The organism is Lacticaseibacillus zhaodongensis (assembly GCF_009687905.1).
GTDB lineage: Bacteria > Bacillota > Bacilli > Lactobacillales > Lactobacillaceae > Lacticaseibacillus > Lacticaseibacillus zhaodongensis.
Map to the genome: position 1 here is coordinate 70776 of NZ_BLBG01000002.1, position 16950 is coordinate 87725.

The following is a 16950-nucleotide window of genomic DNA, read 5'->3' on the forward strand; positions in this document are numbered from 1 at the left end:
TGCAGCAAAGACAGCTTTGCAGGTGGTAAAATATGCCTAATTGGAATATATCGACGGGGAGGCATCAATCAATGGAAACTCAGAAGTTGCAAGCGTTCGTCACTGTTGCCGCGACGCGCAGTTACACGGAAGCCGCGGCTCAGCTGTTCACTACGCAGGCTACGGTGTCCAAACAGATCTTGGCGCTCGAAAAGCAGCTGGGAGTGAAGTTGTTTTCCAGGACGCATCGCCAAGTTGAGTTGACTCCGGATGGGATGATCCTATTGCCCAAGGCGCAGGCGGTGGTTACTGCCGCCAATGCACTCACGGCTGCGGCCACACGGCAACAACACGCCCAGCACGCAATTTTGCGTATTAAAACTATTCCGTCGATTTCTAATTACCGGGCGTTTAACCAAATTGCCAGCTTTCATCGCAAATATCCGGAGGTCAAGCTGCAAATTAGTGAGGGTGAAAGTGACGCCCTCGCCGCAGCTTTGACCGCTGGCAGCGTGGATATTGTATTCACGCGTTTGCTTGCGGGCCCGGTGCGCAGCAATGAAACCTTTATTGGCGAGCAGGATGAATTATGCGTGTTGCTGCCCAAGAGCAATTCGCTTGCGCGCAAAAAATCTTTGACTGTGGCGGACTTGCACGGGGCCGATTTGCTACTGCTAGGGGAGAGCACCCATTTGTTCCAGCCAGTGGCCCAGTTGTTTGCGCGTGCGGGCGTTACGCCCCACATTACCTACAAGGGTCAGCGGATCGACCTGATTCTGGGGATGATCAGTCGCGGCTTGGGCGTTTCCATCATGATGGCGAAGGCAATCGACCTTAGTGATTACCCCAGCCTGACGACCGTGAAGTTAACGCCGACCGTGAGCTCACAATTGGCTTTTGTGCGCCGAAAAGGACACAACAGCTCGGCGAGTGATCAGTTCTGGAACTTCATCCATCAACGTAAATACTTAAAGTCAGGGGACTATTCCAATTTGGAATAGTCCCCTTTACATTCCGAATTGGTTGCCCGCCGCTTTCCCCGCATAATAAAAGTATCGAAAACGGAGGCAAGCAAATGACTGAAAAATACGATCTACGCAAAGTATTAGCTGAAATCAAGGCCGTTCCGGGGCAATACCACGAAACCGACAAGGGAATCGACCCGAACGCCGACCTGGCTGGTGTTTACCGCTACATCGGTGCTGGGGGCACGGTGCAGCGGCCGACTCAGGAAGGCCCAACGATGATGTTTAACAACGTCAAGGGTTTCCCCGATTCGCGCGTGCTGATCGGTTTGCAGGCGTCCCGCAAGCGGGTCGGGATGATTTTGCACCACGATTACAAAACGCTGGGGCAAATGCTCAACGAGGCCGTTAGCCACCCGGTTAAGCCAGTCATGGTGACGCGGGACGAGGCCCCGGCGCAAGAGGTTGTGCATCTGGCCAGCGACCCGGATTTTGACATTCGCACCTTGCTCGCAGCCCCAACCAACACGCCAGTTGACGCTGGCCCGTACATCACGATGGGCGTGGTTTACGGCCACAGTCCAAACGGCGATCAGGAAGACGTCACGATTCACCGGATGGTTCTCGAAGACCGCGATACCATCGGCATGTACATCATGCCCGGCGGCCGCCACATTGGGGCCTTCTTGAAGGAATACGAAGCCAAGAACGAGCCGATGCCGATCACAATCAACATCGGGCTCGACCCGGCAATCACGATTGGGGCAACCTTCGAGCCACCGACCACACCACTTGGCTACAACGAGCTGCAGGTTGCTGGTGCGCTCCGCCAGCAGGCCGTTGACGTTGTGCCTGGGGTCGTGGTCGACGCCAAGGCAATTGCGCGTGCTGAGTGGGTGATTGAGGCGGAGATTCAGCCCAACGTGAAGATGCAAGAAGACATCAACACCAACACTGGTTTTGCGATGCCTGAATTTCCTGGTTACAACGGCACGGCCAATCCAGCCGTCAACGTGGTCAAAATCAAGGCGGTCACGCACCGGCAGGACCGGCCAATCGTCCAGACGACCATTGGCCCATCTGAAGAGCACGTCTCCATGGCTGGGATTCCGACTGAGGCTTCAATTCTCAGTTTGGTGGACCGCGCCATTCCGGGCAAGGTCAAGAACGTCTACAACGCACCCGCTGGTGGTGGCAAGCTCATGACCATCATGCAGATTCACAAGGATGATGAAGCCGATGAAGGCATTCAACGCCAAGCTGCCTTGCTCGCGTTCTCCGCGTTCAAGGAACTCAAGACCGTCATTTTGGTCGATGAAGACGTGGACATCTTCGACTGGAACGACGTGATGTGGACCATCAACACCCGCTTCCAGGCCGACCGCGACATCATGGTGCTGGAGGGCATGCGCAACCACCCACTGGACCCATCCGAATTGCCGGAATATGACCCGGCGCGGATCCGCGTGCAGGGGATGTCCTCCAAGCTCGTCTTAGACGGCACCGTGCCGTACACGATGAAGGATAGGTTCAAGCGGGCCAGTTTCAAGGAAATGAGTAACTGGGCTGACTATCTCAAGTAAGTAATATGTAAGCATGATTTTGCAGGAGGGCTCATTATGAAGAAAATCATTGTTGGCATCAGCGGCGCGTCTGGCACCATCTACGGGCTGCGCCTACTCGAAGCTCTCGCTGCCGACCCGGATGTGGAGACGCACCTGGTCATGAGCCCTTGGGCAAAAGAAAATCTCGCGCTAGAAGCGACCGGCTACACCGAAAAGGACGTCCGTGCCCTGGCCGACGTGGTTTATGACGACCGCGATATGGGTGCCGCCATTGCTAGCGGTAGTTTTCAAAATGACGGCATGGTCATCGTGCCCGCCAGCATGAAGACCGTCGCTGGAATCGCGATGGGTTACGCCGACAACCTGATTGCTCGGGCCGCCGATGTTGCGCTCAAGGAACGCCGCCAGCTGATTCTGGTGCCCCGCGAATCACCATTCAACCAGATCCACCTGGAAAACATGCTGAAGTTAGCCCGCATGGGGGTGGAGATCATTCCGCCCATCCCGGCGTTTTACAACCAGCCGAAGACCATTGATGACCTGATCAACCACAACACCATGAAGTTGCTCGACCACCTGCACCTGCAGAACAACTACAGCCAGCGTTGGCAGGGGCTCGCCGCCGCCAAACAAGCGGTCCGGCGCCAGCAGGAGGCGGTCACTCATGAGTGAGCAGGAGTTCAGCGTCACTAAAGAAGGCTACACGCTGCGGGCAAAATTATCCCGTGAGAACCAAGATGTGCTCCTGGAAATCACTGGTGGTGATGTACCGCACTACGGTGTCGTCACCATCGTCAGTCCGCAGCAGCCCATGCAGACGATTGCGCTGCCGAGTCGGCCAGGGCACAATCATCAAGAGGGCGTCCTGACCAAGCGCATCGCCAGCGTGATCGCGCCGGTTTTGCAAAGCAACGCCTTCATCATCGGCGGCCTGCACGTTAACCGCATTAGTAAGCAGCAGTTGGCGGCAGCGGGGATGATGGCGCAGGAGCTAGGTGTGCAGATTCGTGATTATTTGGCGGCACACCCGCGCGCAAAAGTAATTGAGGAATTTAGCTAATATCGCAATGGAGCCAGGGCAGCGTAATCGCTACTCTGGCTCCATTTGTTTAGCTGCGACTTGATAGCCACAAGCCGATTAAGGTCAGACAGGCGCCAACAATCAGAATTGGCGTCAGTGCCTCGTGCAGGATCCACACCGAGAAAATCAGGGTGATGACCGGCACTAAGTAGATGTAGACGCTACTTTTGACCGCCCCAATGTGCTTGACGGCGGTGTTCCAGGTGACGAAGCAGAGCGCACAGGCACCCAAACCCAGGAAGAGGATGTTGCCGAGGTTGATGGGCTCAGCAAAAGCGTGGAGATCAATTTTGAAGTCTAAGACCAGCGTCATCGGCAGCATGAACAAAATTCCGTAGAAGAATGTGTGGCGAGTCGTGAGGATGAGGTTCAGGTTCAGCTCGCTGATTTTTTTAGTAATGATTGAGTAGACCGCCCAGGCGAAGGCCGCCAGCACCGCCAGAATATCGCCCAGCGGGTTCAGGTGTAGCGTGGCCCCACTCCAACTAATGAGTATCACGCCGCTGATGGCGACAACGAAGCCGATGTAAAACGAGTACCGCGGTTTCTCCGTCTTCAAGAAAATCATGGCGAGTAGCGCCGTGAAGAAGGGCGAAATCGTGGTGATGATACCGACGTTACTGGCGGTCGAATAGGTCAGCGCAATGTTTTCCAGCAGGTAATACATGGTGATCCCACTGAGCCCGGCGGCCACGAACCACCACTCTTGCTTGCGTTGTGCCAGGTGCAAGCGCCGCGGCTTGATTAACAATAAGGCACAGTAGCCGATGAGAAAGCGGGCAAGCAGGATCTCCAGCGGACTGAAACTGCGCAGCAGGATTTTGGTGGCGATAAAGGTCGTGCCCCAGATGAGGACGGTGATGGCGGCCGCGGTGTGACCAACAACTTGTTTGTTTTGCATGGTGCTCCTTTATAATGACCGAACGATTGAATTGCATTGCTACCATTATAGCTAAAGTGCAGCCATAAAAGAGCCACAACTTTGAATTCATAAGTTGCGGCTCTAGTTTGTGTTATAGGTTATCAGGCTTCTTAACCTCTGGCGTGTTGCCCCATTTGGTCAAGCGTTGCAACTCGTTAATCGTTGTCGGTGCCAGCAGGGACGCCAGCAGCAAAAAATTGGGCAGCGTTTGAATCAGGTAGCGTGAGCGGCCGCCTTCAAAAGCCAGTAGGTAGAGAAAGCTACCGATAATGCCGACCCGCAGCGCGACGATGAAAAGGCTCCGCTTTCCCCAGGCAAATGCAATCAGCAGTAAGCAGAGGCACCACAGCAACTGCGCGAACCAGCGGAAGTCGCCGAGGTTCGTGCCGTAGAGGTAAACGAATTGCTTGATGTGGTTGGCAACGCCCGGCCCCGGTTTGGGCTTGGGATTGTCGTTAATGAAGTGGCCCTCCTTGTCCCAGGCAAAAGTGCCATCAGCCGTGTTGTTGGCGTGCTTTTGGACGAGAAACTTGGCGTAACCGAGCGGGCCCATTTTGCGGATCCGCTCCTTTAACTTGCGCATGGAGTATTCGCTGCGGGCCTTTTTGGTCGGCAGCACGGCCATCATCAGGGCATCGTGGGCGTTGTAGCCCCCGGCACCGGAGACGCCCATGCTGACGAAGTGAATGGGCGGGATCTCGCGGCCCTTGTCGATGGTGATTTCTTGTTGGTTCTCGATTACGTGCTTGAGGCCAACGTAACTACCAGCAAAAGTTGCAACCGTTACGACTGCCAATACCAGCCAGCGCCATGACCACTTGTGCGTGTGCAGCGCGTAGAGTGCTAGCACCATCAGGAAGCCGACGCCGGGTACGATTGCGGAAGGCTTGATGAAGTAAGCCGCCACGAAGGCAAAGGCGAACAGCACCCCACCCAGTGCTTGCAGCAAACTCGGCAGGTGGTTTGTGACCAGTAACGCCGCCCCCAGCAACATCAGGCTGACCAGCGGCAACACCCACGCGTCCGTGTAGGGGACGATAATGGTGGGAAACCAGCAGAGCCACAGCGCGTGGATGTACAAGCCAGGCGTCAGCGCGTCTTTCTTGATAATCCACAGTGCCAGCAGGTTCAGGACCGCGGATAGGTCAACCAGTCCCCAAGTGATGAGGTCAAAAGTCAGCCAGGACGTGGAGCCCAGCACGTGCGCAAACCAGCGCATCACCAGTAGGACCGGCACGTTGTTGTAGTTTTGGCTAAAGTAAGACCGCATGTTGGGACTGGTGACGTCGGTCAGACCTTGGTGCAAGGCGGACGCGTCCCAGCCGATTGGTGGGTGAATGTAACTAACGAAAACGCCCTGCCACACGACTACTAGTGCCAGCAAAATGCTCGCGGTCAGGCGGGCGTGGTCCACGAAGATGAAGTGGCACAGCTCGCGAAACCTAGGAAAGGCATACAGCCCGATGCAGACGGCGAGCAGAAAGATGACGAAAAAAGCCGTGACGATGGTAGTGCCGGCACCAGTTTGCCAGTTGTCGCCAATAATCAGGTTCGGATTGAGGAGTGCAAACAGCGTGGTCGCCCCGAACAGGATTCCGAAGAACCAGCCGATAACGTGCTGACCAAAATTAAAGAGTTTTTCGCGCATAGGGGACCTCTATTATGGTAGGTTGCGGCCGGTCACGTCGATGACGTAGGAGCGGGTTGGGGAGTCGGAGACTTGCAACCGCAGGAGTTGGGCGCCATTTTCGCGAGTTAACTTGTCAATTTTATCAAAGAGGTATTCGGTCACATTTTCAACGGTGGGGTTGACCGTCGCAAATTCTGGCAGGTCGTTCAAAAACTTACCGGACAGCTCGTCTAGGGCGGCTTTGATCAGCTTTTCGATGTCAAAAAAGGCCACCATTTTGTTGACGGTGTGCAACTCACACTGAATTTCCCAGGTGTGGTTGTGCCGCTTACCGGTGCCGCTTTCCCAGCGGACCGCGTGACTGGCGTTAACGTATGACTTGATGATGTAGGTGCGTTGTTTGTGCATATTATTTCTCCTCATCGTGGTGCTCGCGCAGTTCGCGCAGGTCGTCCTTGAGCACCGCTTTTACCTGCTGCGTTTCCTGATCAAAACCACGCAGCTGCCATGACGCCTTGGTGGTCATGCCGTTGATGATGCCAACCAGCCGGATACCTGAACACAGCATGTTGTATACCGGCAGGGTGAAGGCGACCCACCACAAACTTGAGTAGTAATGGCGTTCATCTGGGTGCGGCCGCAGGATCAGTAGCACACTGGCAAAATCGATCAGGGATACGAAAACATACAGCCCGTAAATGAGCACGTAGGACAGGGCCATGGTGCCAGCCGGATAGCCGAACTGAATCAGAACCACGGAGGCACACATCCAGATCATTTTGGGGAAGAGGAAAGTGTGGTCGACCATCATGCGCCGAATCAGGAAATTCTTGAAGAACAGTTGCAGCTTGGCGGTGTGTTGCATGTAGTTTGCTGCCACTTCCATTTCGCCACGTTGCCAGCGCTGGCGCTGGGTGTAAAGCTCATTCAGGCCGCTGATCGGTTCAATGTAGAAAATCGCCTCGGCACAGATGACGACCTTTTTGCCGAGCCGGGTGCGAATCTGGAAGGTCATGTCCGTGTCTTCGCCGATCGTGTCGGTGTCGTAGAGAAAGGTGTCCATCAAGACTTCGCGGCGAAAGGCGGAGAAGGCCCCCGACATCGTGAACAGTTGGTCGTGCTCGGATTCAATGGTGCGTCCGGACAAGAAGGCCTGGGCGTACTCGTAGTATTCATTTTGCGCCAGGAGCTTGTGAAATGGTTTCTTAATGGCGGAGACCAGGTCGTGGCGGGGCAAAATGGAGCCGGTCATCGCCGCGATGTCCGGGTCGTTTTCGAAGCGCAGCACCATGTTCTCCAGCGCGTGCGCCTCAAGTTCACCATCGCTATCAATGTTGATGACGTAGGTACCGATACTCTGGTAAATCGCCGTGTTCAGCGCGGTTGCCTTACCCTTATCGGTGTTGACGTAACGCAGGATCAGTTCGGGAAACTTATTTTGCGCCTCGGCGAAAGCCCCGAAGGAATCATCGGTGCTCTGGTTGTTGGCCAAAATCACTTGCAAGGAGTCCTTGGGGTAAGTCTGCTCGTTCAGCGAGCGGATACAGGCGAATAGGGTGTCCGCAGAGTTGTAAACCGGCACGATCACCGTAATCATTGGCCACTTTTGCGGCTGGTCGAGTTTCGGAGCGTGGAGCTGCCGGATAATTAGGCGGCCGGTGGACCAGATGGCGGGGATGATTTCGACCACAATGGGAATCAGGGTCCAAGTGATCCAGAAGCCCATTTGAAACAGTGTTAAATGTAACCAGTAAAGCATAACAGGACCCCTTTGCTAATTTTGCTGCGACTTCCGGTCTAGGCGACGCCCGACTAGTTCCCGGTAAACCCCTTGGGCTAGTTGTGAGTAAGTGAACACGTTGTAGTAGAGCGCAATGACTAAGACGTAGAACACCAGGCGGCCGATGATGGCGTGGGCGACAAAGTAACTGTCAGCCCCGGCAAAATGCACGATCGTCACAACCACGCTCAGCCGGATGATGTTGGCCAGGTAGATGAACAGGGTGCCGAACACCGCGTAGAAGAGCTTCTCCCGCCGCGCATAAGTGGGAAAGAAGCAGATTAGTGAGACCAGCGCCGCGGTCTCGATGATGCCGGAGCACTCGAAGTCGATTCTCATGGTAACGGAGCCCATAGCGGTGGGGATGTAAACCGCACCGGTGCGAAGAATTACTTGACACCAATGCGTAATCAGGCCAAATAAACTTTCCCCGTGAATGACCGCATGGGTGAAGAACCACACCCAGTACGGCTGTGCGAAGCCCATGAGGATAAAGAAGAGCCCAGCACTGCCCACAATGAACATAAAGGCAGAGAGCCGGGCCCGCTTTAACACGGATAGGACGTATAACCACAAAATAGTACCAATTAATAGATATAAGCTCATAAACGTGTTCCTTTAGACTGAATGTTACTTACCTGCGACTTGAACGGGCTGGGTTTTTAGCAAGCCCTTCTTCTTGGCTTTCCAGAACCCAAGTCCCGCAATCACTACGCCGGAACCAGCGAGCAGGTAAGGGCCGGTTGACCCACCAACTGCCGTGACGCTGTCGTTACCAAGTTGCGTGTTGGTGACGGTGATTTGCTGACCAGTCGTGTCCGCAACGTTGAGCTTACTGAGGTCGACGGCGAGCACCATCGTCTTGTAATTACCACCGTTGGTACCTGCGAACTGCGCAACCTTGGCAGTACCGACAGTTCCGTACTGATTGCCGTCATTCCATTGGCCGCCGGTGAAACTGACATCGGCACTACTGCCATCGCTTAAGTTGTTCGGCATGTCACCGGTCCAGACTTGAAAAGTCTTGCCGTTGATGGTGAACGTGTAGCCGTTATGGTCAGGTAAGGGCTGGTAGTCCGCCATTTTGACGTAAACGTAGGCTGTATCGCCATTAGTAGTGACCGCCATGGACGCATTACCAGTGGAGGTTTTCGTCAGCTTAACCCCATCTTTGGCCCATTGATCAGGGTCGGTCGACATGGAGGTGCTGACAGAATCGTTACTATTATTCTGATCACCCTTGGTCGTGTCCGCATCACCCTGGTCGGTGACAACGCCGTCCTCGGAAACATTAGAAGCATCGGTGCCGCTAGTGCCCGTGGCGGTTGCCGTGCTAGCTGCAAGGTCGCCAACAACGGCAGTGGCACTACCATTGCCAAGGTTCCAACTGCTCAAGGACACAGGAGTCCCAGTTTGAACGTCACTGCCCGCAACCTTGCTGAGGTCAACGGAAAAGTCGACAACACTGTAGTCACTCGTGTAAGTGCCATTGGCCGCGACGCGCTTGACCGTTGCGGTACCAACATTTGTCGTTTGGCCGTTACTCTGCATGCTGACGGTGACCGTGCCATCAGTTGTCGCAGCACCATCAGCTCCGAAGACTAAAGTCACCTGCTGTCCGCCGACATTCAGGATCCAGCCGGAACCCGGCACGGCGTTGTTTGCGGTCCCGTGCAGTTGCACCGTCCCGGCGACTGTCTGCGGACCGGCTTGCAAATCAACTAGGCTGGTTGTGCTTCCGGAACCGTCATCCCAGAAAGTCAATTTGCTTGTATCCGCAAAACTCGTTTGCGTATGTACTAGTGTTGCGCCAACACCAACTGCCAGTAAGAAGGCCGCTGCCCCTAAAATTATTTTAGATTTCATAAAAATTATCCCCGATTTGCTGAAAAAACTTGTATCCCCAATAATCCTGATTATAGCATGTTTTTAAATTTATTCATGCAAATATGCAAAGAGAACACACAATTAACACAAATTTGTTCAAAAAGAAGGTGGAAGCGCTTTGAAGTTGGACCTGCGCTTATGTTGAAATTAGTAGGACTTAATGATATGCCGGATTGGTTTTCAAAATGTAGAAAAAAAGACGGTGCCCACCAACTTGAGAGGTGGCACCATCTTAATTGAGTAAACTGGATTTAATTTAGTTCAGCGCGTGAAACGAAACGTAGCTGGAATCGATCCACTGGTCACCGCCAAGGCCGTAGTAGGTGTGGCCATCGACAATCCGCTGGTTGAAGATTTTCCATTGGGTTCCGTTCATCAGTTTCTTAGCACTGCCATCGCTGTTCAGGACCATGGTGCTGTCGGCATGCCAAACTTGAATCCCGTAGCCCGGCACATAGTTAATGGTCGCAATCCCGCTCTTGGCCGTAGTGTTAGCTTCTGCGCTCACTTCAGCCGGCGACTTGTAAGCGACATCGCTGGCGTCAACATACTGGCCGCCGCCGAGGTCGTACAAGATGCGGTTGCCCAGTTGTAATTCAGCGAAGACCTTCCAAGTACTGCCGGCACCGAGCGCCTTGATGGTACCGTTGCTCTTCAGGACTGGCGTTGCGCCGTCGCTCTTGAAGACGTAAGCCCGTGTTGCGCTAACAGTGACCTGACCGCTGAGTGCGGTGGGGCCGTCAACGGTTGCGGCACTTTGACGGACAAACTGATTGCCACCAACGTTGTAGTAGGTAAGGCCACCGATAACAGCGGTGCCGAAGTACTTCCAACTGGAGCCGGCGTTCAGTACCTTGTTAGTTGAGTCGCCGTTCTGGTCGAAAACAACCGTTGCCGCATTACCAATTTGGATTTTGCCACTGGCAGGGGTGATGGTTGGGCCGACAGTAGTGCTTGTTGTCGTGGCGGCAGTACTGCTGTCCTTAGTGGTACTGCTTGCGGTTGAGCCAGAAGTAGTGGCGCTGGTCGAGTTGTTCGGTTCCGCCTTCAGCAGGCCCGCCCCGGTACCGTTGATTGTCTGCACAGGGTCGTTACTGGTATCGGGTGAACCAGAGGTGACGATAACGGAACCAGCATAGACGTACTGGTCCCCACCAACGTTGAAGTACTGGTGGCCGCCGATTGTGGCGCTACCGAAAATTTTCCAGCTACTACCAGAATTAAGCTGCTGGCCATTAGCGACGCCATTCTTGTTGACGATTTGCGCGCCGTCCGTTGCTGTGACCTTGACGATCCCGGTTGCGACCACGTCTGGGCTGACTGGTGTGTCACTCAGGTTGGTGTTGAGCACGAACTCATCTTCGTCGGTCGTGGAATTGGTGCCCAGGTAAAAGAAGGATTTACCGCCAATCAGTGCGGTGCCTTTAATCGCGAGCTTGGTGCCCTTGAGCAGCGTGCGCACGATTCGTGATCCGTTGCTGGCGTAAACAGAAACGGGACTGGCGACGTATTTGGTGCTGGTGGCGGTCGTGGTTACCGTCGCGTTACCGATCGTCTTCGTGGTGTTCGTTGCGGCGGACACGGGGTTCTTGCCGCTGATTGCGACCGCGGTGGGTGCGAGGGCGAGAGCTGTTGCTGCGGCGCTTGCAAAACGTAAGACTTGTTTCTTCATGTTCGGCCTCCTATTGCCTAGTGTTTGGTTTCACAAAACGTTAAAGTAATTAATTTCAGATAGATGATACTTACATAGCCAATTATAGCGGGCTCCGGATGGCGATGCCATGCAAAAGGGTGCGGGTTCGCAGTTGTTGTGAAACAGTAACATAACACCAGTTGGTTTTGGATTGACGCAAAAAGGCGCGGCTCCGGCATTTCTGCGGGAGTCGCGCCTTTAAACGTTATTTGCTTGGTAATGCTTAGTGGGCCTGAACGACTTCACTAGGGTAGGTCATGACCATGTACTTGGCACCATTGTGGGCGGCCAGGTTCTCGACTTCACGGGCACCGGATAGTTGCGCGGTTTCAAGACCGAGCCAGGAGTTGGCGCTGCCTGCCTTGGCAGGAGTCTCAGCATTTTGCAGGTACTTACTCAGGCTGAAACTGACGTAGGCGGAGTTGGACGTGATGTAGAAGCGGTCGTTGTCGATGCTGATGCCCTGGAGCTGGGTGGACAGGACTGGCTTGATTGTCATGCCTAACTGGCGGAAGCTGTAGCTACCGTTGCTCTTGCGGACACCCTGCTGGATGATGTAGGCCGTGCCGTGGGTCGTGGTCAGGGATGCAGCAGCTGCGGCATAGAAGTTACCGGAGTTGTCGAAGGCCAGGACGTTCGGGGCGGTGTAGTGATGGGTGACTGGGTCCTGCAGGTAGAACTTAGCGGTGCTTTCGCGGCGCAGGCTGTTCGGGTTGACCGTGGCGAGCTGAACGGGGTGCCGGCTCAGGAAGCTGTCGGAGCCATTGCTGTAGGCGACCATGAACTTAATTTTGTTCGTCTTGCGGTCGTAAGCGAGGCTGCCGCTGCAGAAGGCGCTGTCAAGGTTGGAGAAGCGCACGTGGTTACCCTTGATCAGTGACTGCGGATTGCTGGACAGCAGGTTCTTGTTGCTCTTGAGCTTCTTGATGGCGTAAGTATCGAGCCGCATGATGTAGCCGTTGTAGAGGTAACCGGTCTTAGAAGCGTTGCCGTTGCGCCGGGAGAATGCAAAATACATGTTCCCGGACTTGTCCATCGTGTACCCTTCGGCAGGACTGCCGGCAAAGTAACTCTGGGTCTTGTGGGACGGGTTGTTGTTGCTGCGGATGGTCTTCGTTGGCAAGTATAAGGCGGTGCTCCACTTAGCACCCTTCTTGGAGCCGGCCGTTACCTTGTAGGTCTTCGGTTTGAAGTTGCTGTGACTGTATCGGTTGTTGGCAATCCCCTTGGCGCCGTGGGTGTTAATGGTGGCGTTAGAACGGGCCGCGTAACTTTCGCGTTGCCGAATGTTGCTGACGGCCTGAACGGTTTGGCTTGCGGATGTGCCGCTAAAACTGACCTGCGTTGCGGCCCCGACTGCGAGCATTGCTGCAAGCAGGGCGGTGGTGATTGTTGCTGATTTCTTCATTGTTACTCCTCCAAGTGGTGCTGGTATGTAATGCTTAGATATAATCGTGATTGCTTAGGATCAGCCCCCATGGTTTAAGTGGCGTCCCCAATCAACCCTCATGTGCCAATTATATGCACCAGCGGGGTGTTTGTACATGTACTTACCATTATTCAACTTAAATAATGAAAGCTATTTTAAGCGAATCTTTTTGAACAGTATTTGGCGCCAAATTGTGACGCAAATGGGCAAAAAAATACTCCTCGGGGTGGAGGAGTATTTGGTGAACTCAAAAGTATAGTTTACAAGCTATTGTGATATTAGTCTTTTTCAGCAGCGGCGTTTGCTTGCTCATGTTTGTAGAGCTTCCGGTCGTAGTGCACGATGAATGGGTACCAAACTGCGAAGGCAACCAGCGCGCAGACAACAGACAGAACGGCACCTTTCCAGCTGGCGGTGGCGATGAAGCCGCTCAGACCAACTGGGGTCGGCCATGGCTGTTGCAAAATGATTTTGGGCACGATGTGGGTCGTGACGGCCAAGTAGCCAACGATCCCGGAAACCACTGGGGCCCCGATGAACGGAATGGCCAGCTGGGCGTTGTAAACAATTGGCAGGCCGAAGAGCAGCGGCTCGTTAATGTTGAACAGCGCTGGGACGACTTCCACGCGGCCGAGCGCCCGCAATTGCGCGGACTTGGACCGGGTTGCCAGCCAGATGGCGACCCCGAGTGTGGCCCCAGAACCACCGATGATAACGAAGGAGTTCAATGGGTCACCAGCGAAGAAGTGGCTTGCACCCTTGACGTTTGCGGCCAGGTTGGCCAGGACGATAGGAGTGTAGAAGGAACTCATGATGGTGGCACCGTGAATCCCGAACCACCAGAGCAGGTGGATCAGAAGAATGATGATAATGAAGCCCCACCAGGTGTCAGCAATGTTACTGATGAAGGAAAATGGAATGAAGAGTACCTTGAACAGGTCGGTGCCGGCCATAACCAGGATGAAGTTGAGCAGGGAAATGACGATGGCAACACAGGTGGCAGGAATCAGTGCGGAGAAGGAGTTGGAAACCCCTGATGGCACTGAAGCTGGCATCTTGATGCGCCAGTTGTGCTTGATCGTTTCGCGGTAAATCTGGACGGTGATCCAGCCGACCACGATCCCGGTGAAGATCCCAACGGAGGCGATCCGGGTGATCCCACCACCGGAGACGGCGTAGCCACCACCGATGATGTTCATTTTGTCGAGTGACTGCACCATCTGGATGCTGCCGCCCTTCCAGATGAGCTGGGGGACGGTGATGAAGAATGCCATGAGGAACATGAGCAGGCCGTTGAGTGGTTCAAGAGCCAGGTGTTCTTCATCGCGGTAAATCTTCGTGTAGGTGTAAGTAAAGGTACCGGCGAAGACTAGGGCCAAAATGCCCATGGTCGAATTGAAGACTACTTGGAACAGGTTCGTGAAGCGTCCAATCGTGCCTGCGTACCAGCCCGCAAAGCCCGGAATGGGGAAGGCTTGCGGCAGGACGGTCAGGATCAGGAAAATTGCCCCGACGATTGAGAAGGTGATGACACTGTAGCCAGCGGCAATGATGGAACGAACGAACCGGGATCCGGAAAACTTCCCGATGCCGTCCGCGAACTTGTCGCGCAGTGAGTGCTCACCGCTGATTTGATTGTCAGCCATTCAAATGCATCTCCTTAAAAGAATAAGTATTGCTGGACGTCTACAACTTACTGAGAATAATTGCAACGGACATGATGGTTGGTGTTACCCGCCCCCTCAAGCGGAATTTTGTCCGGTGGCGCTTTTGCTGTAACCGATTACATTCAATACCTTAGCGTATTCATTCGAATGAATCAAGCAATTTTTAGAAGATAACGGTGCATCGTGGGTCGGTATAAGCTTGGAATCCGCTTGGTAGGCAGCATGTGGGTGATTGCTACTATGTAAGTCATTCGAACCTCATTTAGGCGTTAGCTACTGTTAAATAACAGGACGTATTCTTTGCAAAGCAGGTTCGGCCTGGTAATCCGTAGTCCAGCGGTGGCGCCTGTTAAAAAGCACTAATTCACTAGTTACTTTGCCGTAACTGCTCAGCGGGTAGTTTTCCGCATGTAACGAGTCACGGCTAAAAACACAAGAATGCGTTTACAATTTTCCGGACCAGTGTTATATTCGATTCATTCGAATGACAATAATTTGAATGCTGGAGCCTGAGGGGGAATGATCATGGCAACGAAAATCATCATGTTGGCCTGTGCTGGGGGGATGTCGTCCAGCCTGCTCGCTAAGCACATGCAGGATGCGGCAGCTGCGGATGGTATTGACGCTAAAGTATTTGCGGTTCCGGCTGAGTTGATTGGTGATGACTTTGCCAAGTACCACCCAGACGTGATCATGATTGGTCCCCAAGTCCGCTTCGTGGCGCCCCAGTGGCAAAAGAAGCTGGACATTCCCGTCGCTGTCATCGACATGCTCGATTATGGGCGGATGCGTGGCGAGAAGGTTTTGCAGACGGCCATGCAGCTATTGGCTGCGCAGAAGTAGGGCGTGCAGCTTATTGGGTGCTGACAATTTTGAAATAATTATGTGGGGGTAGATTAGTATGAGTAAATTACCAGAAGGTTTTCTTTGGGGCGGTGCGGTTGCGGCCCATCAGTTTGAAGGTGGCTGGCAACAAGGCGGCAAGGGCGTCAGCATCGCCGATGTCATGACGGCGGGTAGTAACACCGAGCCCCGCGAAATCACGGACGGTGTGCTGCCGGGCAAGAATTATCCGAACCACGAAGCCATCGATTTTTACGACCACTACAAAGACGACGTGAAACTGTTCCACGAGCTGGGTTTGAAGTGTTTCCGCACCAGTATTGCCTGGACGCGGATCTTCCCGAACGGGGATGAAGACGAGCCAAACGAAGCGGGGCTCAAGTTCTACGATGACCTCTTTGATGAACTGCACAAGTACAACATCGAACCGGTCATCACCTTGTCCCACTTCGAGATGCCGTACCACCTGGTCAAAGAATACGGTGGCTGGCGCAACCGCAAGCTGATCGACTTCTTCACGAAGTTCGCCACGACCGTGTTCAAGCGTTACAAGGATAAGGTCAAGTACTGGATGACCTTCAATGAAATCAACAATCAGACCAGCATGTTCAACAAGTGGTCCGTCTTCACCAACTCTGGGCTGCTCGCCAAGCCGGGTGAAGACCTAGAGCGGGCGATGTTCCAGGCTAGTCACTATGAGGTTGTCGCCAGCGCGCTAGCAGTCCAGATTGGCCACAAAATCAACCCGGACTTCAAAATTGGCGCGATGTTCTCCAACGGCCCGGCCTACCCGCTTAGTCCTGACCCCCGCAACATGATGAAGTCGGAGCGGACGATGCAGGCCGCGCAGTGGTACGCGGATGTGCAGTGCAAAGGTAAGTATCCAAACTGGCTCAAGCAGTATTTTGCCCGGAAGCACTTTGATCTCGACATCACGCTTGAAGATCTGGATGTGCTCAAGGCGGGAACGGTCGATTACATTGGCTTCTCCTACTACGCGTCCCACGCGGTGCAGGCAGTTAAGGATGAGGCTGACGACTACATGACTCGCGCCAAGGATAGTGAAGTGCAGAACCCAACGCTCAAGGCGTCCGATTGGGGCTGGCTGATTGATCCAATTGGTCTGCGCTACGCACTCAATTGGTACAGTGACCGCTACGACAAGCCACTCTTCATCGTGGAAAACGGGCTGGGTGCCTTTGATAAACTTGAAGACGGCAAAATTCACGATGACTACCGCATTTCCTACCTGCGTGAGCACATCAAGCAGATGGAGCTGGCTGTGAATGTCGATGGTGTTGACCTGATGGGGTACACACCATGGGGCTTCATTGACTTGGTATCAGCCGGAACCGGCCAGATGGACAAGCGTTACGGCATGATCTACGTTGACAAGAACGATGCTGGCAAGGGAACCATGAAGCGCATGAAGAAGGACTCCTTCAACTGGTACCAGAAGGTGATTGCGTCTAACGGAGCTGACTTAGACTAAGCGGAAAAGGTGGGCGG

At 54.0% G+C, this 16950-nt stretch carries 15 protein-coding genes; 6 read left to right on the plus strand and 9 right to left on the minus strand.

The genetic code is table 11. From position 1 onward, the window contains the following. Positions 1-71: 71 nt before the first annotated feature. The 4 genes from GN107_RS02845 (at position 72) to lpdD (ending at position 3569) form a co-directional block, all read left to right on the plus strand. Positions 72-980 (plus strand): LysR family transcriptional regulator, encoded by a 909-nt coding sequence (locus tag GN107_RS02845; protein WP_196246233.1) that lies wholly within the window; start codon positions 72-74, stop codon positions 978-980. Between the two features lie 74 nt (positions 981-1054). Beyond that, positions 1055-2527, plus strand: coding sequence for a UbiD family decarboxylase (locus tag GN107_RS02850; protein WP_155286346.1), 1473 nt, complete (start codon positions 1055-1057; stop codon positions 2525-2527). Positions 2528-2563: 36 nt separating this feature from the next. After that, positions 2564-3181, plus strand: coding sequence for a UbiX family flavin prenyltransferase (locus GN107_RS02855; RefSeq protein WP_155286347.1), 618 nt, complete (start codon positions 2564-2566; stop codon positions 3179-3181). Further along, on the plus strand, positions 3174-3569 hold the full coding sequence (lpdD, locus tag GN107_RS02860; protein ID WP_155286348.1) for a prenylated flavin chaperone LpdD: 396 nt from the start codon (positions 3174-3176) through the stop codon (positions 3567-3569). The genes GN107_RS02855 and lpdD overlap by 8 nt, the downstream gene beginning before the upstream one ends. A gap of 49 nt (positions 3570-3618) precedes the next feature. On the opposite strand, the gene GN107_RS02865 is transcribed toward lpdD, so the two are convergent. The 9 genes from GN107_RS02865 to celB form a co-directional block, all read right to left on the minus strand. Continuing rightward, positions 3619-4491, minus strand: coding sequence for a DMT family transporter (locus GN107_RS02865; RefSeq protein WP_155286349.1), 873 nt, complete (start codon positions 4489-4491; stop codon positions 3619-3621). 112 nt (positions 4492-4603) lie between these two features. Beyond that, positions 4604-6160, minus strand: coding sequence for a TIGR03766 family XrtG-associated glycosyltransferase (locus tag GN107_RS02870; protein ID WP_155286350.1), 1557 nt, complete (start codon positions 6158-6160; stop codon positions 4604-4606). A 12-nt stretch (positions 6161-6172) separates the two neighbouring features. After that, positions 6173-6550 carry a 6-carboxytetrahydropterin synthase gene (locus GN107_RS02875; protein WP_155286351.1) on the minus strand — a complete coding sequence of 126 codons (378 nt, stop codon included), beginning with the start codon at positions 6548-6550 and terminating at the stop codon, positions 6173-6175. A gap of 1 nt (position 6551) precedes the next feature. Then, the gene (locus tag GN107_RS02880) at positions 6552-7901 is read right to left on the minus strand and encodes a TIGR03111 family XrtG-associated glycosyltransferase (RefSeq protein ID WP_155286352.1); all 1350 of its coding nucleotides are present in this window, start codon (positions 7899-7901) and stop codon (positions 6552-6554) included. A 15-nt stretch (positions 7902-7916) separates the two neighbouring features. Then, positions 7917-8528: an exosortase XrtG gene (xrtG, locus tag GN107_RS02885; protein WP_155286353.1), complete on the minus strand. Its 612-nt coding sequence runs from the start codon at positions 8526-8528 to the stop codon at positions 7917-7919. A gap of 24 nt (positions 8529-8552) precedes the next feature. Then, entirely contained in the window at positions 8553-9788 is a 1236-nt protein-coding gene (locus tag GN107_RS02890; RefSeq protein ID WP_155286354.1) for a Firmicu-CTERM sorting domain-containing protein, read from the minus strand. 277 nt (positions 9789-10065) lie between these two features. Then, a complete protein-coding gene (locus GN107_RS02895) occupies positions 10066-11481 on the minus strand; it encodes an SLAP domain-containing protein (RefSeq protein WP_155286355.1) in 1416 nt (471 codons plus the stop codon). Positions 11482-11725: 244 nt separating this feature from the next. Then, positions 11726-12910, minus strand: a complete 1185-nt coding sequence (locus GN107_RS02900; RefSeq protein ID WP_155286356.1) for a hypothetical protein — start codon at positions 12908-12910, stop codon at positions 11726-11728. 299 nt (positions 12911-13209) lie between these two features. Beyond that, positions 13210-14577: a PTS cellobiose transporter subunit IIC gene (celB, locus tag GN107_RS02905; protein ID WP_155286357.1), complete on the minus strand. Its 1368-nt coding sequence runs from the start codon at positions 14575-14577 to the stop codon at positions 13210-13212. Between the two features lie 546 nt (positions 14578-15123). On the opposite strand from celB, the gene GN107_RS02910 reads away from it, so the two are divergent. Together GN107_RS02910 and GN107_RS02915 are read left to right on the plus strand one after the other, a co-directional pair. Then, positions 15124-15441 (plus strand): PTS sugar transporter subunit IIB, encoded by a 318-nt coding sequence (locus GN107_RS02910; protein ID WP_155286358.1) that lies wholly within the window; start codon positions 15124-15126, stop codon positions 15439-15441. A gap of 58 nt (positions 15442-15499) precedes the next feature. Next, a complete protein-coding gene (locus GN107_RS02915) occupies positions 15500-16933 on the plus strand; it encodes a 6-phospho-beta-glucosidase (RefSeq protein WP_155286359.1) in 1434 nt (477 codons plus the stop codon). Positions 16934-16950 lie beyond the last annotated feature (17 nt).